The following is a 26,344-nucleotide window of genomic DNA, read 5'->3' on the forward strand; positions in this document are numbered from 1 at the left end:
AAGGCGCTATTTGCGCTACTGTAGCGCAGTACCTCTGATATTAGGAATTTGTATGCGCAATCGTACGCTGGCAGACCTGGATCGTGTTGTCGCTCTCGGCGGAGGGCATGGATTAGGACGCGTTCTCTCTTCACTCTCTTCATTAGGCTCGCGCCTGACCGGTATTGTCACCACTACCGATAACGGGGGTTCCACAGGCCGTATTCGCCGCTCTGAAGGGGGCATCGCCTGGGGCGATATGCGCAACTGTCTGAACCAGTTAATTACCGAACCCAGCGTCGCGTCGGCGATGTTTGAGTATCGTTTTGGCGGTAATGGTGAACTTTCCGGCCATAACCTCGGAAATCTGATGTTAAAGGCGCTGGACCACCTGAGTGTGCGGCCTCTCGAAGCGATAAATTTAATTCGCAATTTGTTGAAGGTGGATGCGCATTTAATCCCTATGTCGGAGCTGCCGGTAGACCTGATGGCCATCGACGATCAGGGGCATGAAGTATACGGCGAGGTGAATATCGATCAACTGGCGACCCCGCCGCAGGAGCTGATGCTGTCACCGAAAGTCCCCACCACCCGGGAAGCGGTGCAGGCCATTAGCGAAGCCGATTTGATTCTGATTGGCCCCGGAAGTTTCTACACCAGTTTGATGCCGATTCTGCTGCTTGATGAGCTGGCGCAGGCGCTGCGCCGTACTCCGGCGCCGATGGTCTATATCGGTAATCTGGGGCGCGAATTGAGTCTGCCCGCCGCCAGCTTAACGCTTGTCGACAAACTGGCGATTATGGAGCAATACGTCGGGAAACAGGTTATCGACGCCATTGTGGTTGGCCCGAAAGTAGATGCCTCAGCGGTGACGGGCCGGATTGTGATTCAGGAAGTGCTGGAAGCCAGCGATATTCCGTATCGCCATGACCGACAGCTGCTGCATAACGCGCTGGAGAAAGCGATACAGGCGTTGGGGTAAACGTATTCAGATTTGCCCGGTGGCGCTTCGCTTACCGGGCCTACACACAACAGGCGGCACAACCGTAGGCCGGATAAGACGCTTTACGTCGCCATCCGCCATCGTCAGGACGCCGCGATAAACAGCTCACGTAGCTGATGCAGCTGGTCGCGAATCTCTGCGGCTTCTTCAAACTCCAGGTTTTGCGCATGCTGCATCATCTGGCCTTCCAGCTCATGAATTTTCTGCTGCAACGCTTTCGGCGTCATATCCAGCTCAACCACACCCGATTTCGCCGCTGCGCGGGACTTCCCTTTGCCCTTCGCTTTGGTTTTCGCAATGTTCTGACCCAGCGCCAGAATATCGACCACTTTCTTATTCAGCCCCTGCGGAACGATACCGTGCTCTTCGTTGTATAACTGCTGTTTCTCGCGACGACGTTCGGTTTCGCCTATCGCTTTCGCCATCGACGGGGTGATCTTATCGCCATAGAGGATCGCCTTCCCGTTGACGTTACGCGCCGCACGGCCGATGGTCTGAATCAGCGAACGCTCTGAGCGCAGGAACCCTTCTTTGTCTGCGTCCAGAATCGCCACCAGCGAGACCTCAGGCATGTCCAGCCCTTCTCGCAACAGGTTGATCCCCACCAGCACGTCAAACTCGCCCAGACGCAAATCACGAATGATTTCCATACGTTCAACGGTATCGATGTCCGAGTGCAGGTAACGTACACGCTCGCCGTGTTCTTCGAGATATTCGGTAAGATCTTCCGCCATTCGCTTGGTCAGCGTCGTCACCAGCACACGTTCGTTAATCGCCGCCCGCAGGCGGATCTCAGAGAGCAGATCATCAACCTGCGTCGCCACCGGCCGAACTTCAATGATCGGATCCAGCAGCCCGGTAGGACGCACCACCTGATCCACCACCTCGCCGCCGGATTTCTCCAGCTCATAGTTGCCCGGCGTGGCGGAAACGTAGATGGTTTGCGGGGCCAGCGCTTCAAACTCTTCAAATTTTAGCGGACGGTTATCCAGCGCTGACGGCAGACGGAAACCGTACTCCACCAGCGTCTCTTTGCGCGCCCTGTCCCCACGAAACATCCCGCCGATTTGCGGAATCGTGACGTGAGATTCATCCACGACTAACAGGCCATCGGCTGGCAGATAATCAAACAGCGTCGGCGGCGGCTCGCCAGGCCCACGCCCGGAAAGGTAGCGGGAGTAGTTTTCAATCCCCGAGCAATATCCCAGCTCGTTCATCATTTCCAGATCGAACTGCGTACGCTGGGTTAAGCGCTGTTCTTCCAGCAGCTTATTGTTTTCCAGCATGATCCTGCGTCTGTCCACCAGTTCGTCTTTGATCTCCTCCATCGCCTGTACGATGCGCTCGCGCGGCGTAACGTAGTGCGTTTTCGGGTAGATGGTGTAGCGCTGGATAGTCGATTCAACCTGCCCGGTCAGCGGGTCAAACAGCGACAGACGTTCAACCTCTTCGTCAAACAGCTCAACCCGCAGCGCAATATCGTCAGACTCCGCCGGGAAGATGTCGATGACCTCGCCGCGTACGCGGAAAGTGCCGCGCTGGAAGGCCTGATCGTTGCGGGTATATTGCAACTCCGCCAGACGGCGCAGGATAGCGCGCTGATCGATGATCATCCCCACCGTCAGGTGCAACATCATCTTCAGGTATAAATCGGGATCGCCCAGACCGTAGATAGCGGAAACCGAAGCCACGACCACAACGTCCCGCCGCTCAAGCAGCGCCTTGGTCGCCGACAGCCGCATCTGTTCTATGTGTTCGTTCACCGACGCATCTTTTTCGATAAAGGTGTCGGAGCTGGGCACATACGCCTCTGGCTGATAGTAGTCATAGTAAGAGACGAAATATTCCACCGCGTTGTCAGGGAAGAACTCTTTCATTTCGCCGTATAACTGGGCCGCCAGCGTTTTATTGGGCGCAAGCACCATCGTCGGGCGCTGTAAATCGGCAATCACATTGGCGATGGTGAACGTTTTCCCTGACCCCGTTACGCCCAACAGCGTCTGGTGCGCCAGACCATCTTCAAGACCTTCCTCCAGACGACGTATCGCCTCCGGCTGATCGCCTGAAGGTTTAAAAGCGGAATTCAGTTTGAACGGTTTACTCATGGGCAGCTACCTGAAGGAATGGGCGGGCAGGACACTAATTTTACCCGGAGCCGCTAATATTGCCAGCAAAATATACTGGATGAAAAAACAGTGGCGACTTAAGGTATTACTCAAATAAGGGATAACACCCGGCATTGCGACGTAAAATGTAGACCCTGACGAGATAAAAAACCAGTGAGATGCGGTTATCCCCAAACCAAAGACTTTTTTAACACTTGTCAAGATGTGTGATGAAAGATTTGTGGCAACCCGTGACACTTTCCTTACAGCCATTGCTTTTATCTAACAAATTGTTTCATAAGCACTATTTACTTAAGACGCCTTTCGCATCAATTTAGTCGCAGGCCGCGTCTTCTCTCGCTTACGTTGTGTTTTCTAACTCTAATACACAAGGTTATCCACAGGAATGGTGGATAACTGCGTCCAGCCCGTATGGACTGCCGCCTGGCAAAATCGCGCGGACGCCCCTTGATGAGGGGCTAAAAAAAAATTATCGCTTTTTTTTGATTTTTATCAGCTAACGAAACGCGGGCGGCAGGCGAGATCCTGCTCGCATTTTCACCCGTTTTACACCGCCTTCAGGCGCGTCAGATCGAGATATTGTCCTGTCGATGCACTTTCCGCCTTCCCGGAAAGCCAGGGGATTTCGCCCAGCAGAGGAGCCGTAATCACCCGCGTTAGCGTCGCCATGTATTCCGCATGGCGCTTTCCGGGCGGCGTCACGTCATTGGCTACCCACCCGGCAAGCGTCAGCCCGGCTTGCTGCACGGCCTGCGCCGTCAGCATGGCATGATTGATACACCCCAGCTTCACGCCCACCACCAGAATCACCGGCAGGTGCTCCGCCGCGACCCAGTCGGCAAACGTCAGCGTTTCGCCAAGCGGAGTAAACCAGCCGCCCGCCCCTTCCACTAACACCCAGTCGGCCTGCCGTTCCAGCGTGCGTAAACCGGCGGACATCACCGAGGCCTGAACGGGTCTCCCCTCCTCTGCGCTCACAATGTGCGGCGAGGTCGGTTCCGCAAAGGTGTAGGGATTGATCGCTTCATAAGCCAGCGTCAGCGTGCTGTTGCGCTGTAGCGCCAGGGCATCGCTATTGCGCAGCCCCTGCGCCGTCATCTCGCTGCCCGACGCCACGGGCTTGTAGCCCGCCGTCCGAAAGCCGCTCTGCGCGGCAGCCTGTAACAGGGCGCAACTGGCGACCGTTTTTCCAACTTCAGTGTCCGTCCCGGTGACAAAATACCGTTTAATCACGTTCAATGACTCCCAAAAAAAGCTGATACGTCAGCGGATATTTCCCCTGCTGCTGCGGCCAGGCCAACTGCAACTGTCGCAACTGCGAACGCGTTAACACGCGCGGTTCACGCCCCTCGTGCAGATGCGTCGCCCCAATGCCTTTAAGCGAACGCATCGCGCTGAGCGCATCATCAAACCACAGGGTGATCGCCTGGATCTGCTGACGGACGCGCCAGCCGCGCATTGCATTGCCGATCGTCTCCGGCGACAAAAAATGGTTGGCATGCCCCCGGTTATCTACCGCCTGCCAGGCCTGACGCAGTTCCGGCAGCGATCCGTGCGCCAGCGAGGTAAACGCCACCACGCCGCCAGGACGCACCACGCGATACAGTTCGCTTAGCGCGCCGCGCAAGTCGCCGCACCACTGCACCGCCAGGTTGCTCCATGCCAAATCAAACCGCGCCGCCGCCAGCGGGATGGCTTCGATATCCGCCGCAAGGTAATGGTGAGCAGCCTGCTGACGACGCGCCTCATCCAGCATTTGCGCCGAGAGATCGAGCGCCGTAACCTCGCATCCCTGCTCTCGCCAGAAGCGGCTCATCCGCCCAGGCCCACAACCGGCGTCCAGAACGTGCGCACATTCACGCCCTGCCAGCAGCGCCAACAGCGCGTCCGCACTCTGGCGTTGCAGTTCAGCGTGCTGTTCATAATGCGACGCGGCGCGCCCAAACGCGGCCGCAATCGCCTGCTTATCAACCTGCGCCATCCAGCACCTCCAGTAAGCGATCAATATCCTGCGTTTCGTGCGCCTGAGTGAGCGTCAGGCGCAACCGGGCAGTACCGGCCGGAACGGTAGGCGGTCGGATCGCGCTCACCCAGCATCCCTGCTCCCGCAGAGTATCCGCCAGCCGTAACGCGCGCGCATTGTCTCCGACAATCAGCGGCTGAATCGCACTGTGCGAATTTGCCAGCGTAAAATCGCTGGCCTTAACGCCCGAACGGAAGCGCTGAATTAACGCAGCCAGTTTTTCCCGGCGATCTGCGCCTTCCGGGCTTCGGATCACCGCCAGCGCCGCGCTCAGCGCCTGCGCCTGGGCCGGCGGCATACTGGTGCTGTAGATCAGATGACGGGCAAACTGCAACAGATAATCCGCAACGCTTTCAGAGCAGAGAATCGCCGCCCCGCTGACGCCAAAGCCTTTGCCAAACGTCACAATCAGCAGTTCAGGTTTGACCTGCTGTCGCCAGCAGCTTCCGCGCCCCTCATCGCCCGTAACGCCAATACCATGCGCATCATCCACCAGCAGCCAGGCGTTACGCTGCCGTGCGACACGGTGGATCTCCGCCAGCGGCGCGCCATCGCCGTCCATACTGAATATGCCCTCTGTCACCACCAGTTGCTGCCCGCCGCACGGGGCGTCCAGCAGGCGCGCCAGGTGCTGAGGATCGTTGTGGGTAAAGCGGCGAAGCGTCGCCGGGCTGAGGTTTGCCGCTTCCAGCAATGAAGCGTGGCTGAGACGGTCCGCGACAATCCGATCGTCTTTCGCCATCAGCGCGGCGATAACCGCCTGATTCGCCGCAAAGCCAGAGATAAACAGCAGCGCCCGCGAATAGCCAAGCCAGCCTGCCAGCGCCTCCTCAAGCGCCTGATGCGCCACGGAGTAGCCGCTGACGTGGCCGGAGCCGCCGCTGCCGACGCCAAAGCGCTCCGCACCCTGTTGCCAGGCGCGAATAATCTGCGGATGGTGACTTAAACCGAGGTAGTCATTGCTGGAGAAATTCAGATACTGGCGTTCGTTAGCCACCAGCCAACGCCCTGCCCCCTGCGCCACCGCATAGCGGCGACGCAACGCATCGGCAGAACGACGCGCCGTAAGCGCATCGTCGATTTTTTGCTGCCAGGTCATACTGCTGCCGCGTTGTAATAGTCGTCTGTATCCGGGGTCATCAGCGCCTGTTCCAGACGCTGTTGCTGTTCGTTGTCGCCAGCCAGCACCGACGTTTGCTGCGGATTCAGCCCCAGTTTGCGGAACAGCTGGAGATCTTTGTCTTCTTCCGGGTTCGGCGTGGTCAGCAGCTTGCAGCCGTAGAAGATGGAGTTCGCCCCCGCCATAAAGCACATCGCCTGCGTCTGCTCGTTCATCTGTTCGCGACCCGCAGAAAGACGCACGTATGAGGTTGGCATCATAATGCGCGCAACAGCGATCGTGCGGATGAAATCAAACGCATCCACATCCTCATTATCCGCCAGCGGCGTACCTTTGACCTTCACCAGCATGTTGATCGGCACGCTTTCCGGCGGGGTCGGCAAATTCGCCAGTTGCAACAGCAGCCCGGCGCGATCTTTGACCGTTTCGCCTAAGCCAACGATACCGCCAGAGCAGACTTTAATCCCCGCTTCACGTACTTTGTCCAGCGTATCAAGACGTTCCTGATACGAGCGGGTCGTGATGATGTTGCCGTAAAATTCCGGGGAGGTATCCAGGTTGTGGTTGTAGTAGTCCAGCCCGGCGTTGGCGAGGCGCTGCGCCTGAGATTCATTGAGCGTGCCGAGGGTCATACAGGCTTCCAGCCCCATCGCCTTCACGCCCTGCACCATCTGTTCCAGATACGGCATATCACGCTCGTGCGGGTTTTTCCATGCCGCGCCCATGCAGAAACGGGTTGAACCGGCGTTCTTCGCTTTGCGCGCAGAGTCCAGCACCTGCTCCACTTCCATCAGACGTTCCGCTTCCAGCCCCGTCTTATAGCGAGAACTCTGCGGGCAATATTTGCAGTCTTCCGGGCAGGCGCCGGTTTTAATCGACAGCAGCGTACTGACCTGCACCTGTTGCGGATCGAAATGCTGACGATGGATTTGCTGCGCGTCAAACAGCAGATCCAGCAGCGGTTTATTAAATAATTCGGTAACTTGCGACAATGTCCAGCGTGGGTGGTGAGCCATAGGGCCTCTCCAAAGGGTGTTGTTAATTCTTGATTCGGTGTAGACTCGTAAACCTAAATGTTTTTAATTTGGTTTACAAGTCGATTATGACAACGGACGATCTTGCCTTTGACCAACGCCATATCTGGCATCCCTATACCTCCATGACCTCCCCGCTCCCGGTTTATCCGGTTGCGCGCGCCGAGGGTTGCGAACTGATTTTGGCCAACGGCGACCGTCTGATCGACGGCATGTCGTCATGGTGGGCGGCGATCCACGGTTACAACCATCCACAGCTCAACGCCGCGATGAAAACGCAAATTGACGCCATGTCGCATGTGATGTTTGGCGGCATTACCCATGCCCCTGCGGTCAACCTGTGTCGCAAGCTGGTGGCGATGACGCCGCAAGCGCTGGAGTGCGTGTTCCTGGCGGACTCCGGTTCGGTGGCGGTGGAAGTGGCGATGAAAATGGCGCTGCAATACTGGCAGGCGAAAGGCGAGTCTCGTCAGCGTTTTCTGACCTTTCGCAACGGCTATCACGGGGACACCTTCGGCGCGATGTCGGTATGCGATCCAGATAACTCAATGCACAGCCTGTGGAAGGGCTATCTGCCGGAAAACCTCTTTGCCCCCGCCCCGCAAAGCCGGATGGATGGCGAATGGGACGAGCGGGATATGGTGGCCTTTGCCCGCCTGATGGCGGCGCACCGGCATGAGATTGCGGCGGTGATTCTGGAACCCATTGTCCAGGGCGCAGGCGGGATGCGGATGTATCACCCGGAGTGGCTTCGCCGCATCCGCAAGATGTGCGATCGTGAAGGGATTCTGCTGATTGCCGATGAGATCGCCACCGGATTTGGCCGCACAGGTAAACTGTTTGCCTGCGAACATGCGGACATTACGCCGGATATCTTGTGTCTCGGTAAGGCCATCACCGGCGGTACGATGACGCTTTCCGCCACGTTAACCACCCGTCTGGTCGCTGAAACCATCAGCAACGGCGAAGCCGGTTGCTTTATGCATGGCCCGACTTTTATGGGCAATCCGCTGGCGTGCGCCGTGGCCTGCGCCAGTCTTTCCCTGCTGGAAACGGGCGAGTGGCAGCAGCAGGTGGCGGCGATTGAAACGCAGTTACGCCGCGAACTAGCGCCCGCGCGCGCATCGTCCTGGGTCGCTGACGTGCGCGTACTCGGCGCCATCGGCGTCGTGGAAACCACGCACCCGGTCAATATGGCGGCGTTACAGCGTTTCTTTGTCGGGCAAGGCGTCTGGGTGCGCCCGTTCGGTAAACTTATCTACCTGATGCCGCCCTATATCATCCAGCCGGAACAATTGCATCGTCTGACGCAGGCGGTGAACGACGCTGTGCGCAATGAAACATTTTTTATCCATTAATCAGCGGTAAGCTGTAGCGGTTCTGGCTACACTTCCTTGCTAATCAGTAGATTAATGGAGGCTGTATGAAACTTATCAGCAACGACCTGCGCGACGGGGAAAAACTGCCCCATCGCCATGTGTTTAACGGCATGGGCTATGACGGGGACAACATCTCTCCGCATCTGGCCTGGGACGAGGTGCCCGCCGGTACGAAAAGCTTTGTCGTGACCTGCTACGATCCCGATGCGCCAACCGGCTCAGGCTGGTGGCACTGGATTGTCGCCAACCTGCCAGCCGATACCCGCGTACTGCCGCAAGGGTTTGGTTCCGGCCTGGTGGCGATGCCGGAAGGGACTCTCCAGACGCGCACCGATTTTGGTAAAGCAGGCTACGGCGGCGCAGCTCCGCCGAAAGGGGAAACGCACCGCTACATCTTTACCGTTCACGCGCTGGATGTGGAACGCATTGATGTCGATGCAGGCGCCAGCGGCGCGATGGTGGGCTTTAACGTCCATTTCCATTCGCTCGCCAGCGCGTCGATTACCGCAATGTTCAGCTAAGTGCCGTTGTTGCCTGATGGCGACGCTAAAGCGTCTTATCCGGCCTGCGGCACCTGACATCCAGCGCCGTAGGCCGGATAAGCGTCAGCGCCATCCGGCATTTTTTTACAAGAAATCAGGTAATAACCGGAACAAGTCCCCGCGCGCCAGCAGTTCGGTCGCGCACTCAATATCCGGCGCGAAGAAACGGTCCTGAGTATAATGCGGCACCTGCTCGCGCAGCGCTTTTCGCGCCTGCTCCAGCAGCGGGCTTGAGGTTAATCCTTCCCGGAGGTCGATCCCCTGACAGGCCGCCAGCCACTCTACCGCAATGACCCCACGCGTGTTTGCCGCCATTTCCCATAGTCGCCGACCCGCAGCGGGCGCCATCGACACATGATCTTCCTGATTGGCCGACGTCGGCAGGCTGTCCACGCTGTGCGGATGCGCCAGCGCTTTGTTCTCGCTGGCCAGCGCCGCAGCGGTCACCTGCGCAATCATAAAACCGGAGTTGACGCCGCCGTTTTTCACCAGGAAAGGCGGCAACTGCGACATATGTTTATCCATCATCAGCGCGATACGCCTTTCCGACAGCGCGCCGATTTCCGCAATCGCCAGCGCCAGATTATCCGCCGCCATCGCCACCGGTTCGGCATGGAAGTTACCGCCAGAAATCACATCCCCCTCTTCGGCAAACACCAGCGGGTTATCCGAAACGGCGTTGGCTTCAACGAGCAGCACCTCCATCGCCTGACGCAGTTGTGTGAGGCACGCGCCCATCACCTGCGGCTGACAGCGAAGCGAGTACGGGTCCTGCACCTTTTCACAGTTATGGTGCGACTGTGCTATCGCGCTGGTCTCCGTCAGAACGTGGCGGAACAGCCCGGCGGCGTCAATCTGCCCACGCTGACCGCGCGCGGCATGAATGCGCGCATCAAACGGTCGGCGCGACCCCAGAACGGCTTCGGTGGTTAACGCCCCGCAGACCACCGCAGAGGCGAACAACGCCTGCGCTTCGAACAGCCCACGCAGCGCAAAGGCGGTGGAGGCCTGGGTGCCATTCAGCAGCGCCAGTCCCTCTTTCGCCGCCAGCGTGATCGGTTCCAGTCCGGCCTTTTTCAACGCCTCTTTCGCCGGAAGCCACTCCCCCTGCCAGCGGGCTTTCCCTTCGCCAAGCAGCGTCAACGACATATGCGCCAGCGGCGCCAGATCGCCCGATGCCCCTACAGAACCTTTCGCCGGGATCAGCGGCCAGACCTCTGCGTTGACCAGCGCAATCAGCGCCTCAATCACGCTCAGGCGGATACCCGAGAAACCACGCGCCAGGCTATTGATTTTCAGCACCATGATCAAACGCACCATCGCGTCGTCCAGCGGCTCGCCAATACCCGCCGCGTGGGAGAGCACCAGCGAACGTTGCAGGTTTTGCAGATCCTCCGTGGCGATGCGCGTCTGCGCCAGCAGACCAAAACCGGTATTGATACCGTAGGCCGTGCGCCCCTCGGCGACGATATTGTTCACGCAGTCGACGCTGGCATTAATACCGTCAACCGCGCTGCTATCAAGACGCAGTTGCACTGGCTGCTGCCAGACGGCGCGAAGCTGCGCAAAACTCAGATGACCCGGCGTTAACGTAAGCGTATTCATATCAGCGTTTTCCTTGAGTAGCCGCGATCATCGGCAAGTTCAGCCCTTGTTCTGCGGCGCATTCAACCGCAATCTCATACCCGGCGTCAGCATGGCGCATCACGCCTGTCGCCGGATCGTTATGCAGCACTCTGGCGATACGCGCCGCCGCCTCGTCGGTGCCGTCGCAGACAATCACCATTCCGGCATGTTGCGAGAACCCCATGCCGACGCCGCCGCCATGATGCAGCGAAACCCAGGTCGCACCGCTGGCGGTATTGAGCAGCGCGTTCAGTAACGGCCAGTCGGATACCGCATCAGAACCGTCGCGCATCGCTTCCGTCTCCCGGTTTGGACTGGCGACGGAGCCGGAATCCAGATGGTCGCGGCCAATGACGATCGGCGCGGAGACCTCTCCACGGCGTACCATTTCGTTAAACGCCAGACCCAGTTTTTGCCGCCACGCCAGCCCCACCCAGCAAATACGCGCCGGTAGGCCCTGGAAGTTAATACGTTCGCGCGCCATATCCAGCCAGTTATGCAGATGTTTGTCATCCGCCACAATCTCTTTGACTTTGGCATCGGTTTTATAAATATCTTCTGGATCGCCGGAAAGCGCTACCCAACGGAATGGGCCGATCCCCCGACAGAAAAGCGGGCGGATATAGGCCGGAACGAACCCAGGAAAATCAAAGGCGTTCTCTACGCCCATCTCTTTCGCCATCTGGCGGATATTGTTGCCGTAATCGAAGGTCGGGACGCCCATTTCACTGAACGCCAGCATCGCCTGTACGTGCTTCGCCATTGAGCGTTTCGCCGCCTGTACCGTGCCCTGTGGATCTGACGCCGCTTTCGCCTGATACTCCTCCCAACGCCAGCCAGAGGGCAGATAACCGTGCAGCGGATCGTGCGCGCTGGTCTGGTCGGTCACCAGATCCGGGCGAATGCCGCGTTTTACCAGTTCCGGCACGACGTCCGCCGCGTTGGCGCACAGCGCAACGGAGACGGCTTTACCTTCGCGGGTATATTTTTCAATTCGCGCCAGCGCATCGTCCAGCGAGGTGGCCTGTTCATCGACGTAGCGGGTACGCAGACGGAAATCAATACGGCTTTGCTGGCATTCGATATTCAGCGAGCACGCCCCCGCCAGCGTCGCGGCCAGCGGCTGTGCGCCGCCCATACCGCCAAGCCCGGCGGTCAGTACCCAGCGCCCGGACAAATTCCCCTGATAGTGCTGCCGTCCTGCTTCAACGAAGGTTTCATAGGTGCCCTGCACGATGCCCTGGCTGCCGATGTAGATCCAGCTTCCGGCGGTCATCTGGCCGTACATCGCCAGCCCTTTGGCGTCCAGCTCATTGAAATGTTCCCAGGTCGCCCAGTGCGGCACCAGGTTGGAGTTAGCGATCAGGACACGCGGCGCGTTTTCGTGGGTCTTAAACACGCCGACCGGTTTACCGGACTGCACCAGCAGGGTTTCATCGGCCTCCAGTTTGGTCAGCGCATTGATGATGGCGTCATAGCACTCCCAGTCGCGCGCCGCGCGGCCAATGCCGCCATAAACCACCAGTTCATGCGGATTCTCGGCAACATCGGGATCGAGGTTGTTCATTAACATGCGCAGCGGCGCTTCGGTTAACCAGCTTTTTGCCGTCAGGGTTGTTCCCCTCGGGGCGCGGATATCCTGCTGACGATACTTGCTTTGAGGCATGACACCAGACTCCTTACGATGATCGGACAGATAAGTAACATATACTTGTCTATACAACTTGTCGCAAGGCTGATTTTAACAACTGAGATACATTTTTGTTATATTGCGTCAGCAATCACGCTTTTTATCGCGCCGTCATTCAGGACATAAAATGGCCCTGCAACCGGTAGCGAGAACCGGGAAAAAGCAGGCGAGCGTGAGAAACAATGTGCGACGCAGACCAGGTGCGCCGATGAATTAACAGGCAGGGATCGTGCTCCTTAATGTTCAGCAGCGCGCACTCTTCCGCCGTGGCGCGCACGGCTTCCACAATGTGCTCCCCTTCCGTTAGCGGGGCGATCAGCGACAGGTATGCATGAGGCGTGGTCTGGCTGTAATCCTGCGCCAGATAATCCGGTACAACGCCGGCATTCACACAGCGATCCTCAATCTGCACCGGCAGATCGTTTTCATAGTGCACCATCACCGAATGAAAAATCAGCGTGCCTTCACGCACATTCAGGGCCGTGGCCTGAAGCGCATTCGCCTGTGTCTGTTCCAGCGTCAGCACCTCACAGCGGTGCTGATGGTGACGGGCGGCGATTTCATCGGCAATGCTGCGAATTTCAAACAGTGCGGACTGCCCTTTCGGTTCCGCCACAAATGTGCCGACGCCCTGTAAACGCACCAGCAGCCCTTCATCCGTTAATTCCCGCAACGCCCGGTTGATTGTCATCCGGCTGAAGCCAAATTGCGCCACCAGTTCCGCTTCCGAGGGAATGCGGTCATGCGGGCGCCAGACGCCGCTGGCGATGTTGTCGCTGATCGTCTGTTTGACCTTTTCATAGAAAGGCACAGGGGCAGAACGGGATGGGAGCATGCGTAAGCCTTCCTTAAGCGTATGATTTTATTTGCCGGATGGCATTATCCGGCCTGTAACGCGATTCTGGGCCGGACAAACATCGCGATTAACGCCACCCGTGTGCGATTTGCCAGCCGAGGCGTGCCGCAACACGCGCTGCGTTGCCATCATCGTCAAAGCGCGGATTAAATTCAACCATATCCACCGCCTGTAGCTTACCGCTGCGACAAACGGCATCGACAAGCCGCATCACCGTCGCCAACGGCACACCGAGCGCTGCGGGCGCAGACACTGCGGGCATCTCCCAGGCGGGCAACACATCAAGATCGATGGTCAGGTAGATCTTATCCACGCTGTCGATAACCTGCGCCAACGGCGCCTGAGCGGTATCACAATCCACGTCTTCTACGATGGTCACTCCGCGTTGTTGCGCCTCATCCCATAACGCCTGCGTATTTGCCGCCCGACTGACGCCAAAGCAGGCGTAATGAAACTCACGCTGCTGTTCATCGCATAATTGCGCCAACTGGCGAAACGGCGTACCGGAGGTGGCGTGGTCAGCCCGACGCAGATCCAGATGCGCATCAAGATTAATAATGCCGACTCTGGCATGCGGGAACGCATCAAGCAGTCCCGCGCCATGCCCAAACGCCGTTTCATGTCCGCCGCCTAGCACAAACGTGCGCATATCCGCCTGCTGGCAGCGCCGTACCGCATCGCGAAGCGCCTGCTGCGCGCCTTCCAGATCGGGGGCTTGCGCAATAATGTTGCCTAAATCCACCAGCCGATCGTGGCCGTGGTGAGAGGCCAGGTTCGCCAGCGCCCGGCGCAGGGCATCCGGCGCGCCAGCTGCGCCAGGTCGCCCCTGGTTTCGCTTCACGCCTTCGTCACAGGCAAAGCCGAGCAAGGCGATTTTTTCACGATACATTTCGGGAGAAAACGTCGGGCTGCGCGTCACAGTCTGAAAGAGACGCAGCGCGTTAGCCGCCTCGGCGCTGTCATCACGCCCCTGCCAGAGCGTGGGGGATGCGGGTTGCCATTGCGTCATGTTACTTCTCCTCTGAATACACGGTGACAGAGCGGGTTACGCCCCGGTTCATAAAGGATTTCAACCGGAAACTCAGCGTCCCATACGGCAAAGTCAGCGACATATCCCGCTTTCAATTGCCCATGCGTCGTCTGCCGCCCCAGCGCGCGCGCAGCATGCCGCGTCACGCCCGCCCACGCCTCTTCCGGCGTTAAGCCAAACTGTACGCAAGCCATGTTCATCGCCAGATGCAAACTGATAAACGGACTGGTGCCGGGGTTAAAGTCCGTTGCAACCGCCATTGGCACGCCATAGTGGCGGAGCAACGCCACTGGCGGGCGCTGCGTCTCTTTGAGGAAATAAAACGCCCCCGGCAGCAGAACGCCCACGGTGCCGCTGCGACTCATCGCCGCCACGCCAGCCTCATCCAGATACTCAATATGGTCGGCGGATAACCCCTGATAACGACTCACCAGTTGTGCGCCCCCCAGCAAGGAGAGTTGCTCAACGTGCCCTTTTACCGGAATGCCCAACGCCTGAGCGGCCTGAAATACCCGCTCACTCTGCGCCAGGTTAAACCCCACGCTTTCACAGAAAAGATCCACCGACTCAAACAGCCCTTTTGCCCATAATCCGGGCAGAATACTTTCGCAAACTAGCGTGATATAGCCGTCGGGATCGTCACGGTATTCTGCTGGCGTCGCGTGTGCCGCCAGCAGGGTAGGACTGATTTCCACCCTGTTTTCATGCGCCAGCGCAGCGGCAACGCGCAACATTTTCTCTTCCGTGGCGAAATTCAGGCCATAGCCGGATTTCACCTCCAGCAACGTAACGCCTTCTTGCAGCAATCGCGCCATCCGCGCACGCGCAACGGTTAAAAGTTCATCTTCAGAGGCCGTCCGGGTCGCGGCGACGGTCGCGTTGATACCGCCGCCCTGCGCGCTGATCTGCTGGTACGACACGCCGTTAAGCCGCTGCTCCCACTCCCCGGCGCGCGTGCCGCCAAAAATCAGGTGGGTGTGACAGTCAATCAGTCCGGGCGTGACCAGTCGGCCTTGCAGATCCACGGTATTGCGGTGCGCGGCGTTGAGCGACGACGCAGGCACAATATCCAGTATCCGGCCCTGGCGGACGACAAGCGCATGATCGTCCACCATCCCATAAGGGCTACCGCGTTCAGGGTCCATCGTCGCCAGTCGGCCATTCCGCCAGATCGTGTCATCAGGTAAAAGTTGCGCCATTGGGTTCATCACTTGTCATGGGTTGTCTATACATTTATTTTTTATTCTGCCGGGGTTGTCAATCTTACAGGCCATGAATGTTATTTATTTGTGATGTACTTGCCTGGAACATCGGGTGCGCGGCGTCTAAAAAAGAACTTTTTACCTTTTCACCTTCCCGTTTCGCTCAACTTAGTATAAAAAAGCAGGCTTCAATGGAATTAATTTAACTTTCAAAGCCCGGAGCAACCTGTGAACACATTTTCGGTTTCCCGTCTGGCGCTGGCACTGGCTTTTGGCGTGACGCTGACCGCCTGTAGCTCTACGCCGCCCGATCAAATCCCATCCGATCAGACCGCGCCAGGCACCTCCTCGCGTCCGATCCTGTCGGCGAACGAAGCGCAGAATTTCGTTGCTGCACACTATTTCTCGTCACTGACGCCGAATACGGCGCCGTGGACGCCTTCCGCCATTACGCTGCCTGCGCAACCTGACTTCGTTGTCGGCCCGGCTGGCACGCCAGGCGTGACGCACACCAGCATTCAGGCGGCGGTAGATGCAGCAATTACGCAGCGCAGCAGCAAGCGTCTGTACATCGCCATTATGGCGGGCGAGTATCAGGGAACCGTGTATATCCCGGCGGCGCCTGGCAGCCTGACGCTGTACGGTACGGGCGAGAACGCGATTGATGTGAAAATCGGCCAGGCGATTGACGGCGAAATGAGCACGACCGACTGGCGTCGTTCAGTGAACCCGGGCGGTAAATACATGCCGGGCAAACCTGCGTGGTATATGTTTGATAACTGCCAGAGCAAACGCGGCGCCAGCATTGGCGTGATGTGTTCTGCGGTGGTCTGGTCACAGAATGACGGCTTGCAGTTACAAAATCTGACCATCGAAAACAATCTCGGTGACAGCGTTGACGCCGGCAACCATCCGGCAGTGGCCTTACGCACTGACGGCGACAAAGTGCAGATTAATAAAGTGAACATTCTGGGTCGCCAGAATACCTTCTTCGTGACCAACAGCGGCGTGCAGAACCGCCTGCAAAACGATCGCCAACCACGCACGCTGGTGACGAACAGTTACATTGAAGGGGATGTGGATATGGTTTCCGGTCGCGGCGCAGTGGTGTTCGATAACACCGATTTCCGCGTGGTGAACTCCCGTACCCAGCAGGAAGCGTATGTTTTCGCTCCGGCAACGCTGTCGAATATTTATTACGGTTTCCTCGCCACCAACAGCCGCTTTACCGCCGCAGGTGATGGCGTCGCGCAACTAGGTCGTTCGCTGGATGTGGATGCCAACACCAACGGTCAGGTCGTTATCCGCGATAGCGTGATTAACGAAGGGTTCAATATGGCGAAACCGTGGGCTGACGCCGTTATCTCCAAACGTCCTTTTGCCGGGAATACTGGCGCGAAGGATGATAAAGACGAGGTACAGCGTAACCTGAACGACACGAACTTTAACCGGATGTGGGAATACAACAACCGGGGTTTAGGCAGTAAAGTGGTTGCCGAACCGAAGCAATAATATCTGCTGACGATTATTCTTCAGGCCAGATAAAAGAGAAAAGGTCGTCACGCCGGGCGTGACGACCTTTTTTTACATCTGACGGTTTTTATTGAAATTAATCAGACTTCCCGCTTTGATAATTTCACGTTCCTCGGCGGTCAGGCTTTCCAGATACAGACTGATTTCCGTGATTTCATCGTCATGAATCACATAGCCTTTTAAGGTGGTTGCGCATTGATCCAGCGCCGTACGGACGCCAGGAATGTAAATATAATCCCCGACGTCAAACCCAGGCTCACCCGCCATTTGCAGCGGCAACATTCCCCAGTTGATCACATTCGAACGGTAGCGTTTCGTCGCATACTCCTGAGCTATATTCGCCAGACCGCCAATCACGCGCTGACAGCTTGCCGCCTGTTCACGCGCGGAACCGTCTCCCGGCTTAACGGCATAAATCATGCTGCCAATCCCGGTGGCTAACGGATCGGTGTTTTCCTGGCCCGCAATTGTGCGAATACGGGCAAAGACCGGCTCCAGCTCGCTCACCTCGCCTGCCAGACGCTGTTTTTCCAGCGTCGCGGTTGCTTTGCTTCGGCCAACATAGTCTGGATCGCGGCGTGACAGGGTGAACTCCGCCAGACCAACCGGGTTTGAGCGAAAAGACGAGGTCTCCCCGGACGGGATCAGCTCATCCGTCGTTGTGACTTCATCAAGAATTTTTGACGCCACCTTGAGCAGAACATTTTCCGTCAGCGCCCCCAGCGCCGGCCAGTCTTTGATATTCGGGCCATAGATGAGCGATTGCTGCGTCGCCCCTTTAACAAAACCCTGATAGACACGGTTTTTGTACGGAGTGGGATCAAACGCATAGTCAGGAACGTTTTCCCAGCAGTCCAGTTCAGCGGCGGAGGTCAAATAGCCCCCATTTATTGCCGTCGCCGCAATAGAACGCGCATCCATCAGCGCAACCGCGGACATTTGACCATTACCCGGTTTCGAACCCTCACGGTTCGGGAAGTTACGGGTGGTGTGGCGAATGCTCAGCCCGTTGTTAACGGGCGTATCGCCAGCGCCAAAGCATGGGCCGCAGAAAGCGGTTCTGATGATTGCGCCCGCGCCAGTTAAATCGGCCACCACGCCTTTTTTCGCCAGATCTATAAATACAGGCTGTGAAGAGGGGTAAACCGCGAGTGAGAACGTCTCGTTACCACACGATTTTCCACGCAACGCATTCGCCGCCGCAATGACGTTCTCATAGTTACCGCCTGAGCATCCGGCAATAATTCCCTGCTGCACCTTTAATCTCCCCTTCTCAACTTTATCCAGCAGTGAGATTTTGGCTTTCCCACGGGCAATGCGCGCAGACTCAATTTCTACCTGGTGCAGAATATCCGTCAAATTCTCATTTAATGTGTCGATTTCATACACATTGCTCGGATGGAAAGGTAGCGCGATCATCGGTTTAATTGTGCTCAAATCAACATAAATACAGCCATCGTACCAGGCCATTGGCTGCGGATTCAGCTGTCGATAGTCCGGTTCACGGCCATGTAACGCCAGCCAGCTACGGGTTTCATCATCCGTTTGCCACACCGAACTCAGGCAGGTCGTCTCCGTGGTCATGACATCAACACTGTTACGGAAATCCGTGGACATTGTGCTAATGCCCGGCCCCACAAATTCCATGACCTTATTTTTGACATAGCCATTTTTAAATACGGCGCCAATGATGGCTAACGCCACATCCTGCGGGCCAACGCCTGGCGCCGGTTTTCCCGTCAGATATACCGCCACGACGCCTGGATAATCGATATCCCAGCTATCATTCAACAGTTGTTTGACGAGTTCACCTCCGCCCTCCCCTACGGCCATCGTCCCCAGCGCGCCATAGCGCGTGTGGCTGTCTGAGCCTAAAATCATTTTTCCACCGCCCGCCATCATCTCGCGCATATATTGGTGGATGACCGCAATATGGGGCGGCACATAAATACCGCCATAGCGCTGCGCGGCGGAAAGTCCAAAAAGATGATCATCGCCATTAATGGTTCCACCAACGGCGCATAATGAGTTATGACAGTTTGTGAGAACATAAGGTAATGGAAAACGCGCCATCCCGGACGCTTTCGCGGTCTGAATTATGCCTACATAGGTAATATCGTGGGAGGTTAACGAATCAAACTTGATTTTAAGTTTATCCATATTTCCTGACGTATTATGAGACTCAAGAATGGACCATGCTATGGTGCCTTTTTTGGCTTCCTCTTTTTGTACATTACCGCAATACTGTTCTTCTGCAATTATCTCATTGTTACCGGAGAGATAAATCCCTTTGTCATATAACTTAATCATTCATTACTCCACATTGCCGTGCATGTTTCCATGCACGGACAACAGACCATGTCATTAATAATAAAAATGAACGCTGACGGTTGATTACAGCATGTTCCAGTCAATCAACATGTTCCACCACCAGATACCAACCGTGATATGTACCAGGAACGTTAAGATGGTCAGAACCGCGCCGACGAGCCACCAGGACTTAATATCGTTATAACCGACCCCGAAAATAACCGGGCCAGCGGCACCGCCATAGTGCGTGACCATTCCGCCATAAGAGTTGGAGAATAATAAGGCCAGCGCGGTTAGCATTAATGGCGCGCCAGAGACATTCGCCAGCATGGCAAATACCGGCATCATCGCCACAATATAAGCGCTACCGGAGGCAAAGAAATAACGGACAATAATACTCAGGAACAAAATGACGAAGAACGCCACGTTACCATGATTATCAAAAGAGAGATTGTTTTTAAACAGTTCAGCCAGCCAGTCAAAAAACTTCACTTTCGATAATAAAGAGCTTAAGCCAATGATACCGCCGTACCAGATTAATGTATTCCAGCCGCCCTTATTTTTAACGACATCATCCCAGCTCACCACGCCCAGTAACAACATCGCGCCCATCACCACAATCGCAACGGTTGATTCATCCACGCCAAGTTGTTTACTGAAAATCCAGCCTGACAGCGCGAGGACAAAAATACCCAGCAGTAATTTCTCACGGCCTTTCATTGGCCCGAGATCCTGAAGCCCGGCTTTCGCGATCGTCTTATTATCAACCTTTTTAATTTCTGGTGGGTACATGGTATAAATCACCAGCGGCGTCACCAGTAACATAATGATACCCGGCACCATTGCTGCCAGCGCCCATCCCCCCCAGCTTAATTGCAGATGGCAAATATCGTTGATCATTTTCAGCGCCAGTATGTTCCCTGCCATTGCGGTAAAAAACATATAACTGGTCGTTTTCGTGACCATATACACGGACATCATTAAGTAATGACCGACACGACGGGGGCTTTTTTCAGGCTCTGAACCCAGCGCGACGGCCACACTGTTGATGATAGGTAAAACAATGCCGCCTGCGCGCGCCGTGTTTGACGGCGTTGCCGGAGAGAGAACCAGATCGAGAAAAACCGTAACGTAGCCCAGCCCCAGCGTGGTATTCCCAATCTTACCAATCAGAATATATGCAATGCGTTTGCCCAGGCCAGTAGTGACAAACGCGGCGCTTAACGTAAACGCAGAAAATACCAGCCACGTCGTTCCAGAGGCATAACCGCTGAGCACGCTGGTCGTTTTAAACGCCCCTTCACTTAAATTTCCGACCACGACCATCGATGCCGCGACGGCAATCAATAATACAACGGGTTCGGGAAACGGTTTTATCACCAGCCCCACGATTGCCGCAAGATAGATGCCAAAGAGAACCCAGGCGAGTTCACTCAGACCGGCTGGCGCGGGAATTAAGCCAATAATACACGGGATCGCTAATATAATAATTAGCTTCCATATGGATTTTTTATTCATTTTTTGCACCCTGATTTATCTGTATTCGTTATACAGAAAAGGCATTGTTTGATTTTCCTTAATCACAGCGAAATGAGATCAACATCATTCAGGAATATAAACTTCACCTGCAAAAATCTTTCTTGCTGTGCGAATAACAGAAGCACGTATTGAAGAAGGCTCATTACCTTCATTTGTTAAATGAATATCAAGGCACCCGCCCGGGTGTTCGATATTTATATCGCCATAGTCCGTCAATTGCGTCATCCGGTGGGCGACCGTCCCTTCTGTCGCACAGCTACTGGCAAGCGCGATGGCACCAGTAATCGCCAGCGCCTTATGGCAGGAGTGCGGCATAAAATAGCGCATATTGATCGTCCCGCCCCGTCTGGCCGGGGAAATAAGCACCGGTTTAGGAATAACCATATTGCTGACGTCGCCTAACCCCATCGCTTTACCCGCCTGCAAACGGATGGATTCAATGCGGCGCAATAATTCAGTATCGGCATCAAGTTCCGCAGGGGATTCATAACCCGTTTTACCGACATCTTCGGCAGCGATAATGACCACCGGCATCGCCATATCAATACAGGTGACGGCAACGGAATTAAAATGATCGACACGATGACCGGTCGGAAAAATTTGCCCGGTTTTGGCGCCCGCAGCGTTCAAAAACGTGAGTGCCACGGGCGCAGCCGTTCCCGGTACGCCATCGATTTTTGCCTGGCCTTCGTACTCAACGGCGCCGTCCGGCGTCTGCACGTCCGCTTCGATATACGTATTTGTATTTACATTACGTATACGCACGCGCGTGACGGGCGGCGTAGTCTCAATTAAGCCATGTTCAATCGCAAATGCGCCTACCGCGGAAAGCATATTTCCACAGTTCGGCGTGGTATCAACGCGGTGTTCATGTACCAGAACCTGAGCAAATAAATAGTCGATATCTGCTTTTGAGTCATCCGAACGACGGATAATGGCCACTTTACTGGTCAACGGATTACCGCCGCCAATGCCATCTATTTCCAGCTCATTCCCCGATCCCATAATTGCCATCAATATGGCATCGCGCCGCTGTCTCTCCTCAGGAAGGTGTTCTGCTAATAAAAACGCCCCTCTGGATGTTCCCCCTCGCATCAACGTGCAGGGAATTTTTTTCATAACATTGCCCTCAATTAAAAAACATTAGCGTTAATGAGGACATGGTTGCACGCGCAGAATAGAGAGGCTAATGACTTTAAATTTATGATTGATAATTTATTTGCATTAATCAAGACGGATAATTTACATATAAACTACGTTTTTCTCTCCTGGGGCAGCAAATCAGGGAATCCCTGGATTCTATTTTCTGGAGTTATGATGAAACACGAATTATCAAGTATGAAGGCATTTGTCACACTGGCAGAAGCAGGATCATTTAACAAAGCCGCTAAATTACTTAACATTACGCAACCTGCATTAACTCGCAGAATAAAAAAGATGGAAGATGATTTACATACCCTGCTTTTTGAAAGAACAACACGTAAAGTAGAATTAACAAAAGCGGGGAGGATGCTGTTACCGGAAGCCAGAGAATTAATAAGAAAACTGGATGAAGCTCTTTTTAATGTTCGCGAAATGAATGCTTATCACCACGGCACGATCACATTGTCCTGTATTCCGACCGCTGTTTTCTATTTTCTACCCCTTGCTATCGGAAAATTTAATGAGTTGTACCCCAATATCAAAATACGAATTCTTGAAAAAGGTACGAACAACTGCATGGAATCGGTGTTGGGTAACGAAGCTGATTTCGGCATAAATATGAACAGCATCACAAATTCTGCTATTGACTTCACCCCGCTGGTGAATGAACCGTTTGTTCTGGCCTGTCGACGAAACCATCCCTTAGCCAGTAAGCAACTGGTCGAATGGCAGGTGTTGGTGGGCTACAAATTGATTGGCGTGCGGTCATCCAGCGGTAACAGGCTGCTTATTGAGCACAATCTGGCGGATAAACCCTGGAAGCTGGACTGGTTTTACGAGGTTCGTCATTTATCGACCTCGCTTGGCCTGGTTGAGGCCGGGCTGGGTATTTCTGCGCTACCGGGGCTGGCAATGCCTCAGACAGTGCATCCCACGCTTATCGGAATCCCGTTGATCGAACCCGTTATCAGACGCACGTTAGGGATTATCCGGCGCAAAGACGCCGTTCTCTCTCCTCCGGCAGAGCGTTTTTTCTCTCTGCTTTTGAATGTCTGGGCCGATGATAAAGACACGCTGTGGACGCCCTTTGCTGAACCACAGCGGCAACAATAACGCCGTATCCGGCCGACGGCCCGGTAAGCGAGCGCCACCGGGCACAACGTCACGGAATATTAATACGCGTTAACCACGACCCACATTGGCCCCTGGCCTACCGCATAACGGCCTTTCTCCGTCAGCAGCCCCTGCTCACCGGCAATGGCATACACCGCAATATGGTGTGACTTCTGCCCGGCGGCAATCAGGTAATTACCGCTATGATCGACGTTAAAGCCGCGCGGCTGCGTTTCAGTCGGCTGGAAGCCCTCTTTCGTCAGTACGCTGCCGTCTTCAGAAACGCTAAAAACGGTAATCAGGCTGGCGGTACGGTCGCAGGCATACAGATGACGGCCATCCGGCGTAATATGGATATCCGCCGCCCAACGCGTGTCAGAAAAATCGGCAGGCATCATATCCAGCGTCTGCACGCATTCAATATTGCCGTGCGGATCTTTCAGCTCCCAGACATCAACAGAGCTGTTCAGTTCATTCACACAGTAGGCATATTGCTGGTTCGGGTGGAACGCCATATGGCGCGGCCCGGCCCCCTCAACGGTGGTGACTTCCGCCGGTTCCTGGGCGACCAGTTTGCCGTCGTCGCTGAGCGTAAACAGGCAAATGCGATCCTGCTTCAGCGCAGGCACCCACAGCGTCCGGTTATCCGGCGAGATATTCGCTGAGTGGCACCCTTCCAGCCCTTCAACGACATCCACCACGCCAGCCGGCAGGCCATCATCCAGACGGGTCACGCTGACGTTACCGGCATTGTACGAGCCAACAAACACAAAACGGCCCTGATGATCGGTAGAGATATGGGTTGGGCTACCCGGCAGAGCGGACTCCGCCGCGAAGGTCAGCGCGCCGTCATCCGGCGCAATACGGTAAGCCAGCACGCGGAACTCAGGACGGACGCCAACATAGAGATAGCGCTTATCAGGGCTGACCACCATCGGCTGAACCTGCCCCGGTACATCAACCACCTGCACCAGCTTCAGCGAGCCGTCATGATTCAGGCTCCAGACGTGAATTTGCTGGCTCTCAGGGCTGGCGGTATAAACGGTTTGCTTCATGACTACTCCTTCCTTATGGCAACTGTCTGCAATTGCGGAATACAGCTTAACGTAGACGCTTTTAACGGTGAATGCTGAATTAACGCTCAGAATTTTGTCCGGCCAACCGTCTCGGTGTACCATTCCCACAGGCAAAATTCTCAACCTTAATCTGGAACTCCCTATGACCGCTCGTGTGATTGCCCTGGATTTAGACGGCACCTTACTGACGCCGAAAAAAACATTGCTCCCCTCCTCGCTTGAGGCGCTTTCTCGCGCCAGAGAGGCAGGCTACCAACTTATCATCGTCACTGGCCGTCATCACGTTGCGATTCATCCTTTTTATCAGGCACTGGCGCTGGATACACCTGCAATTTGCTGTAACGGCACTTACTTGTATGATTATCAAGCAAAAAATGTTCTTGAAGCCGATCCGCTGCCTGTCGATCAGGCATTGCAATTGATTGATCTGCTGGATGCGCATCAGATTCACGGTCTGATGTACGTTGATGACGCGATGGTTTATGAACGCCCGACCGGCCATGTGATCCGTACCGCTAACTGGGCGCAGACGCTGCCGCCGGAACAGCGCCCGACCTTTACTCAGGTGCCGTCGCTGGCGCAGTCGGCACGCGACGTCAACGCCGTCTGGAAATTCGCGCTGACCGATGAAAATCTGCCAAAACTGCAACAGTTCGTGCAGCAGGTTGAGCATCAGCTGGGTCTGGAGTGCGAATGGTCCTGGCACGATCAGGTGGATATCGCGCGTAAAGGGAACAGCAAAGGGAAGCGCCTTACCCAGTGGATTGAAGCGCAGGGCTGGTCGATGGAGAATGTGGTGGCGTTTGGCGATAACTACAATGATATCAGTATGCTGGAAGCGGCAGGCACCGGCGTCGCGATGGGCAATGCTGACGACGCGGTGAAAACGCGGGCGAATATCGTGATCGGCGATAACACCACGGACAGCATTGCGAAGTTTATTTATACCCACCTGCTGTAATCAGGCGGTAATTGAAACACTCTTGATTTGCGCGTACAGCCACAGGCCAGGTTTGATGCCCAGCTCATCCCTGGCCCACGGGCTGATTCTCGCCCACAGCGTTTTCCCGCCGACTTCAAGCTGGACTTCCACCTGCCCGTTATCGTCATAACAGTTTGCCACTTTTGCCCGCAGGATATTACGGATACTGGTTTGCATCGGTGGTTGTAATACCAGCGACACGTCCGAGGCCTGAATACGAATACGCAGCACGGTTTGCAGCGGCTCTTCCAGTTTGTTGACCCACAGGTGCTGATCGCCCAGCGCCAGCGCGGTCATTGCATAATGCGGATGATGCTCCAGCACGCTCACTTTCAGGATGCTGCTCTGCTGCTCTTTCGGCAGCCACGGGTGCATCACACTGCTGCCCCAGACCTCTTCCAGCGCGCCAAACGCTTTCACCTGCCCGTTTTCCAGCACCATGACTCTGTCCGCCAGATGTAAAATCTCGTCCAGCGAGTGGCTGACGTACAGCAGGGGGATATTAATTTCGCGCGCCAGGCGTTGCAGATACGGCAGCAGTTCACGTTTGCGCGGAATATCCAGCGAAGCCAGCGGCTCATCAAGCAACAGTAGCTCCGGCGCGGTCAGCAACGCGCGACCAATCGCCACACGCTGTTTTTCCCCGCCGGAAAGGCTGCCAGGCAAACGCTCCAGCAAAGGTTCGATACCGAGCAGATCCACCAGCTTGTCGAACTGTCCGGCCATGCTTTTCGCCATGCCATAGCGCAGATTGCCACGTACTTTGTAATGCGGAAACAGTCGGGCATCCTGGAACACATAACCGACGCGCCGTTTTTCCGGCGTCAGGCAGATGCCATTTTCAACATCATTAAGCACGCGACCATTGAGCACAATGCGCCCTTTTTGCGGGCGCGTCAGTCCGCTGATGGCATTGATCAGCGATGTTTTCCCGGCGCCGGAAACGCCAAAAATAGCGGTGATCCCATTGGCAGGTAGCGTTTCGTTGAGCGTCAGACAGTGGGTGCCCAGCGTCTGGGAGAAATTGAGTTCCAGCAT

General features: G+C 55.7%; 21 protein-coding genes. 6 read left to right on the forward strand and 15 right to left on the reverse strand.

The annotated features are described in order from the left end of the window. Window positions 1-52 precede the first annotated feature (52 nt). A complete protein-coding gene (gene yvcK, locus OGX93_RS05585; RefSeq protein ID WP_024130513.1) occupies window positions 53-961 on the forward strand; it encodes a uridine diphosphate-N-acetylglucosamine-binding protein YvcK in 909 nt (302 codons plus the stop codon). Window positions 962-1,065: 104 nt separating this feature from the next. On the opposite strand, the gene uvrB is transcribed toward yvcK, so the two are convergent. From uvrB to bioB, 5 genes are all read right to left on the reverse strand, one after another. Continuing rightward, on the reverse strand, window positions 1,066-3,087 hold the full coding sequence (gene uvrB, locus OGX93_RS05590; RefSeq protein WP_049008949.1) for an excinuclease ABC subunit UvrB: 2,022 nt from the start codon (window positions 3,085-3,087) through the stop codon (window positions 1,066-1,068). Window positions 3,088-3,654: 567 nt separating this feature from the next. Next, entirely contained in the window at window positions 3,655-4,341 is a 687-nt protein-coding gene (gene bioD, locus OGX93_RS05595; protein WP_049008951.1) for a dethiobiotin synthase, read from the reverse strand. Beyond that, window positions 4,334-5,089 (reverse strand): malonyl-ACP O-methyltransferase BioC, encoded by a 756-nt coding sequence (gene bioC, locus OGX93_RS05600; protein WP_153258246.1) that lies wholly within the window; start codon window positions 5,087-5,089, stop codon window positions 4,334-4,336. The genes bioD and bioC overlap by 8 nt, the downstream gene beginning before the upstream one ends. Then, complete coding sequence (gene bioF, locus OGX93_RS05605; RefSeq protein ID WP_286449749.1) at window positions 5,076-6,230, reverse strand: 8-amino-7-oxononanoate synthase; 1,155 nt, start codon at window positions 6,228-6,230, stop codon at window positions 5,076-5,078. The genes bioC and bioF overlap by 14 nt, the downstream gene beginning before the upstream one ends. Continuing rightward, a complete protein-coding gene (bioB, locus tag OGX93_RS05610) occupies window positions 6,227-7,267 on the reverse strand; it encodes a biotin synthase BioB (protein WP_012133202.1) in 1,041 nt (346 codons plus the stop codon). Before bioB ends, bioF begins: the two co-directional genes overlap by 4 nt. An 86-nt stretch (window positions 7,268-7,353) precedes the next feature. Here bioB and bioA point away from each other — a divergent pair, with 86 nt between their 5' ends. After that, window positions 7,354-8,643 (forward strand): adenosylmethionine--8-amino-7-oxononanoate transaminase, encoded by a 1,290-nt coding sequence (gene bioA / locus OGX93_RS05615; protein ID WP_214143432.1) that lies wholly within the window; start codon window positions 7,354-7,356, stop codon window positions 8,641-8,643. Window positions 8,644-8,708: 65 nt separating this feature from the next. Then, on the forward strand, window positions 8,709-9,185 hold the full coding sequence (locus tag OGX93_RS05620; RefSeq protein WP_049010068.1) for a kinase inhibitor: 477 nt from the start codon (window positions 8,709-8,711) through the stop codon (window positions 9,183-9,185). 105 nt (window positions 9,186-9,290) lie between these two features. Here the strand turns inward: OGX93_RS05620 and hutH are convergent, their stop codons facing one another. The 5 genes from hutH to hutI form a co-directional block, all read right to left on the reverse strand. Next, a complete protein-coding gene (hutH, locus tag OGX93_RS05625) occupies window positions 9,291-10,811 on the reverse strand; it encodes a histidine ammonia-lyase (RefSeq protein ID WP_012133205.1) in 1,521 nt (506 codons plus the stop codon). A 1-nt stretch (window position 10,812) separates the two neighbouring features. Further along, a complete protein-coding gene (hutU, locus tag OGX93_RS05630) occupies window positions 10,813-12,498 on the reverse strand; it encodes a urocanate hydratase (protein ID WP_286449748.1) in 1,686 nt (561 codons plus the stop codon). A 139-nt stretch (window positions 12,499-12,637) separates the two neighbouring features. Then, window positions 12,638-13,357 carry a histidine utilization repressor gene (locus OGX93_RS05635; RefSeq protein WP_012133207.1) on the reverse strand — a complete coding sequence of 240 codons (720 nt, stop codon included), beginning with the start codon at window positions 13,355-13,357 and terminating at the stop codon, window positions 12,638-12,640. Between the two features lie 88 nt (window positions 13,358-13,445). Next, window positions 13,446-14,387 carry a formimidoylglutamase gene (gene hutG, locus OGX93_RS05640; protein ID WP_012133208.1) on the reverse strand — a complete coding sequence of 314 codons (942 nt, stop codon included), beginning with the start codon at window positions 14,385-14,387 and terminating at the stop codon, window positions 13,446-13,448. Next, complete coding sequence (hutI, locus tag OGX93_RS05645; RefSeq protein ID WP_286449747.1) at window positions 14,384-15,607, reverse strand: imidazolonepropionase; 1,224 nt, start codon at window positions 15,605-15,607, stop codon at window positions 14,384-14,386. Before hutI ends, hutG begins: the two co-directional genes overlap by 4 nt. A gap of 231 nt (window positions 15,608-15,838) precedes the next feature. Between hutI and OGX93_RS05650 the strand changes: the two genes are divergently transcribed. Then, complete coding sequence (locus tag OGX93_RS05650; RefSeq protein ID WP_286449717.1) at window positions 15,839-17,122, forward strand: putative acyl-CoA thioester hydrolase; 1,284 nt, start codon at window positions 15,839-15,841, stop codon at window positions 17,120-17,122. A gap of 72 nt (window positions 17,123-17,194) precedes the next feature. Here the strand turns inward: OGX93_RS05650 and OGX93_RS05655 are convergent, their stop codons facing one another. From OGX93_RS05655 to OGX93_RS05665, 3 genes are all read right to left on the reverse strand, one after another. Beyond that, window positions 17,195-19,453, reverse strand: coding sequence for a hydratase (locus tag OGX93_RS05655; RefSeq protein ID WP_286487800.1), 2,259 nt, complete (start codon window positions 19,451-19,453; stop codon window positions 17,195-17,197). 84 nt (window positions 19,454-19,537) lie between these two features. Next, entirely contained in the window at window positions 19,538-20,971 is a 1,434-nt protein-coding gene (locus OGX93_RS05660) for an anion permease (protein WP_071259654.1), read from the reverse strand. Between the two features lie 84 nt (window positions 20,972-21,055). Then, entirely contained in the window at window positions 21,056-22,111 is a 1,056-nt protein-coding gene (locus tag OGX93_RS05665; RefSeq protein ID WP_286449715.1) for a 4-oxalomesaconate tautomerase, read from the reverse strand. Between the two features lie 198 nt (window positions 22,112-22,309). On the opposite strand from OGX93_RS05665, the gene OGX93_RS05670 reads away from it, so the two are divergent. Then, window positions 22,310-23,248, forward strand: a complete 939-nt coding sequence (locus tag OGX93_RS05670) for a LysR family transcriptional regulator (RefSeq protein ID WP_286449723.1) — start codon at window positions 22,310-22,312, stop codon at window positions 23,246-23,248. A 59-nt stretch (window positions 23,249-23,307) separates the two neighbouring features. On the opposite strand, the gene pgl is transcribed toward OGX93_RS05670, so the two are convergent. Then, on the reverse strand, window positions 23,308-24,303 hold the full coding sequence (gene pgl / locus OGX93_RS05675) for a 6-phosphogluconolactonase (protein WP_115181824.1): 996 nt from the start codon (window positions 24,301-24,303) through the stop codon (window positions 23,308-23,310). A gap of 163 nt (window positions 24,304-24,466) precedes the next feature. Between pgl and OGX93_RS05680 the strand changes: the two genes are divergently transcribed. Next, a complete protein-coding gene (locus OGX93_RS05680; protein WP_012133218.1) occupies window positions 24,467-25,285 on the forward strand; it encodes a pyridoxal phosphatase in 819 nt (272 codons plus the stop codon). On the opposite strand, the gene modC is transcribed toward OGX93_RS05680, so the two are convergent. Further along, window positions 25,286-26,344, reverse strand: a complete 1,059-nt coding sequence (gene modC / locus OGX93_RS05685; RefSeq protein ID WP_012133219.1) for a molybdenum ABC transporter ATP-binding protein ModC — start codon at window positions 26,342-26,344, stop codon at window positions 25,286-25,288.

It is taken from the genome of Citrobacter sp. CK195 (genome assembly GCF_030333365.1).
Classification (GTDB): Bacteria; Pseudomonadota; Gammaproteobacteria; order Enterobacterales; family Enterobacteriaceae; genus Citrobacter_B; species Citrobacter_B koseri.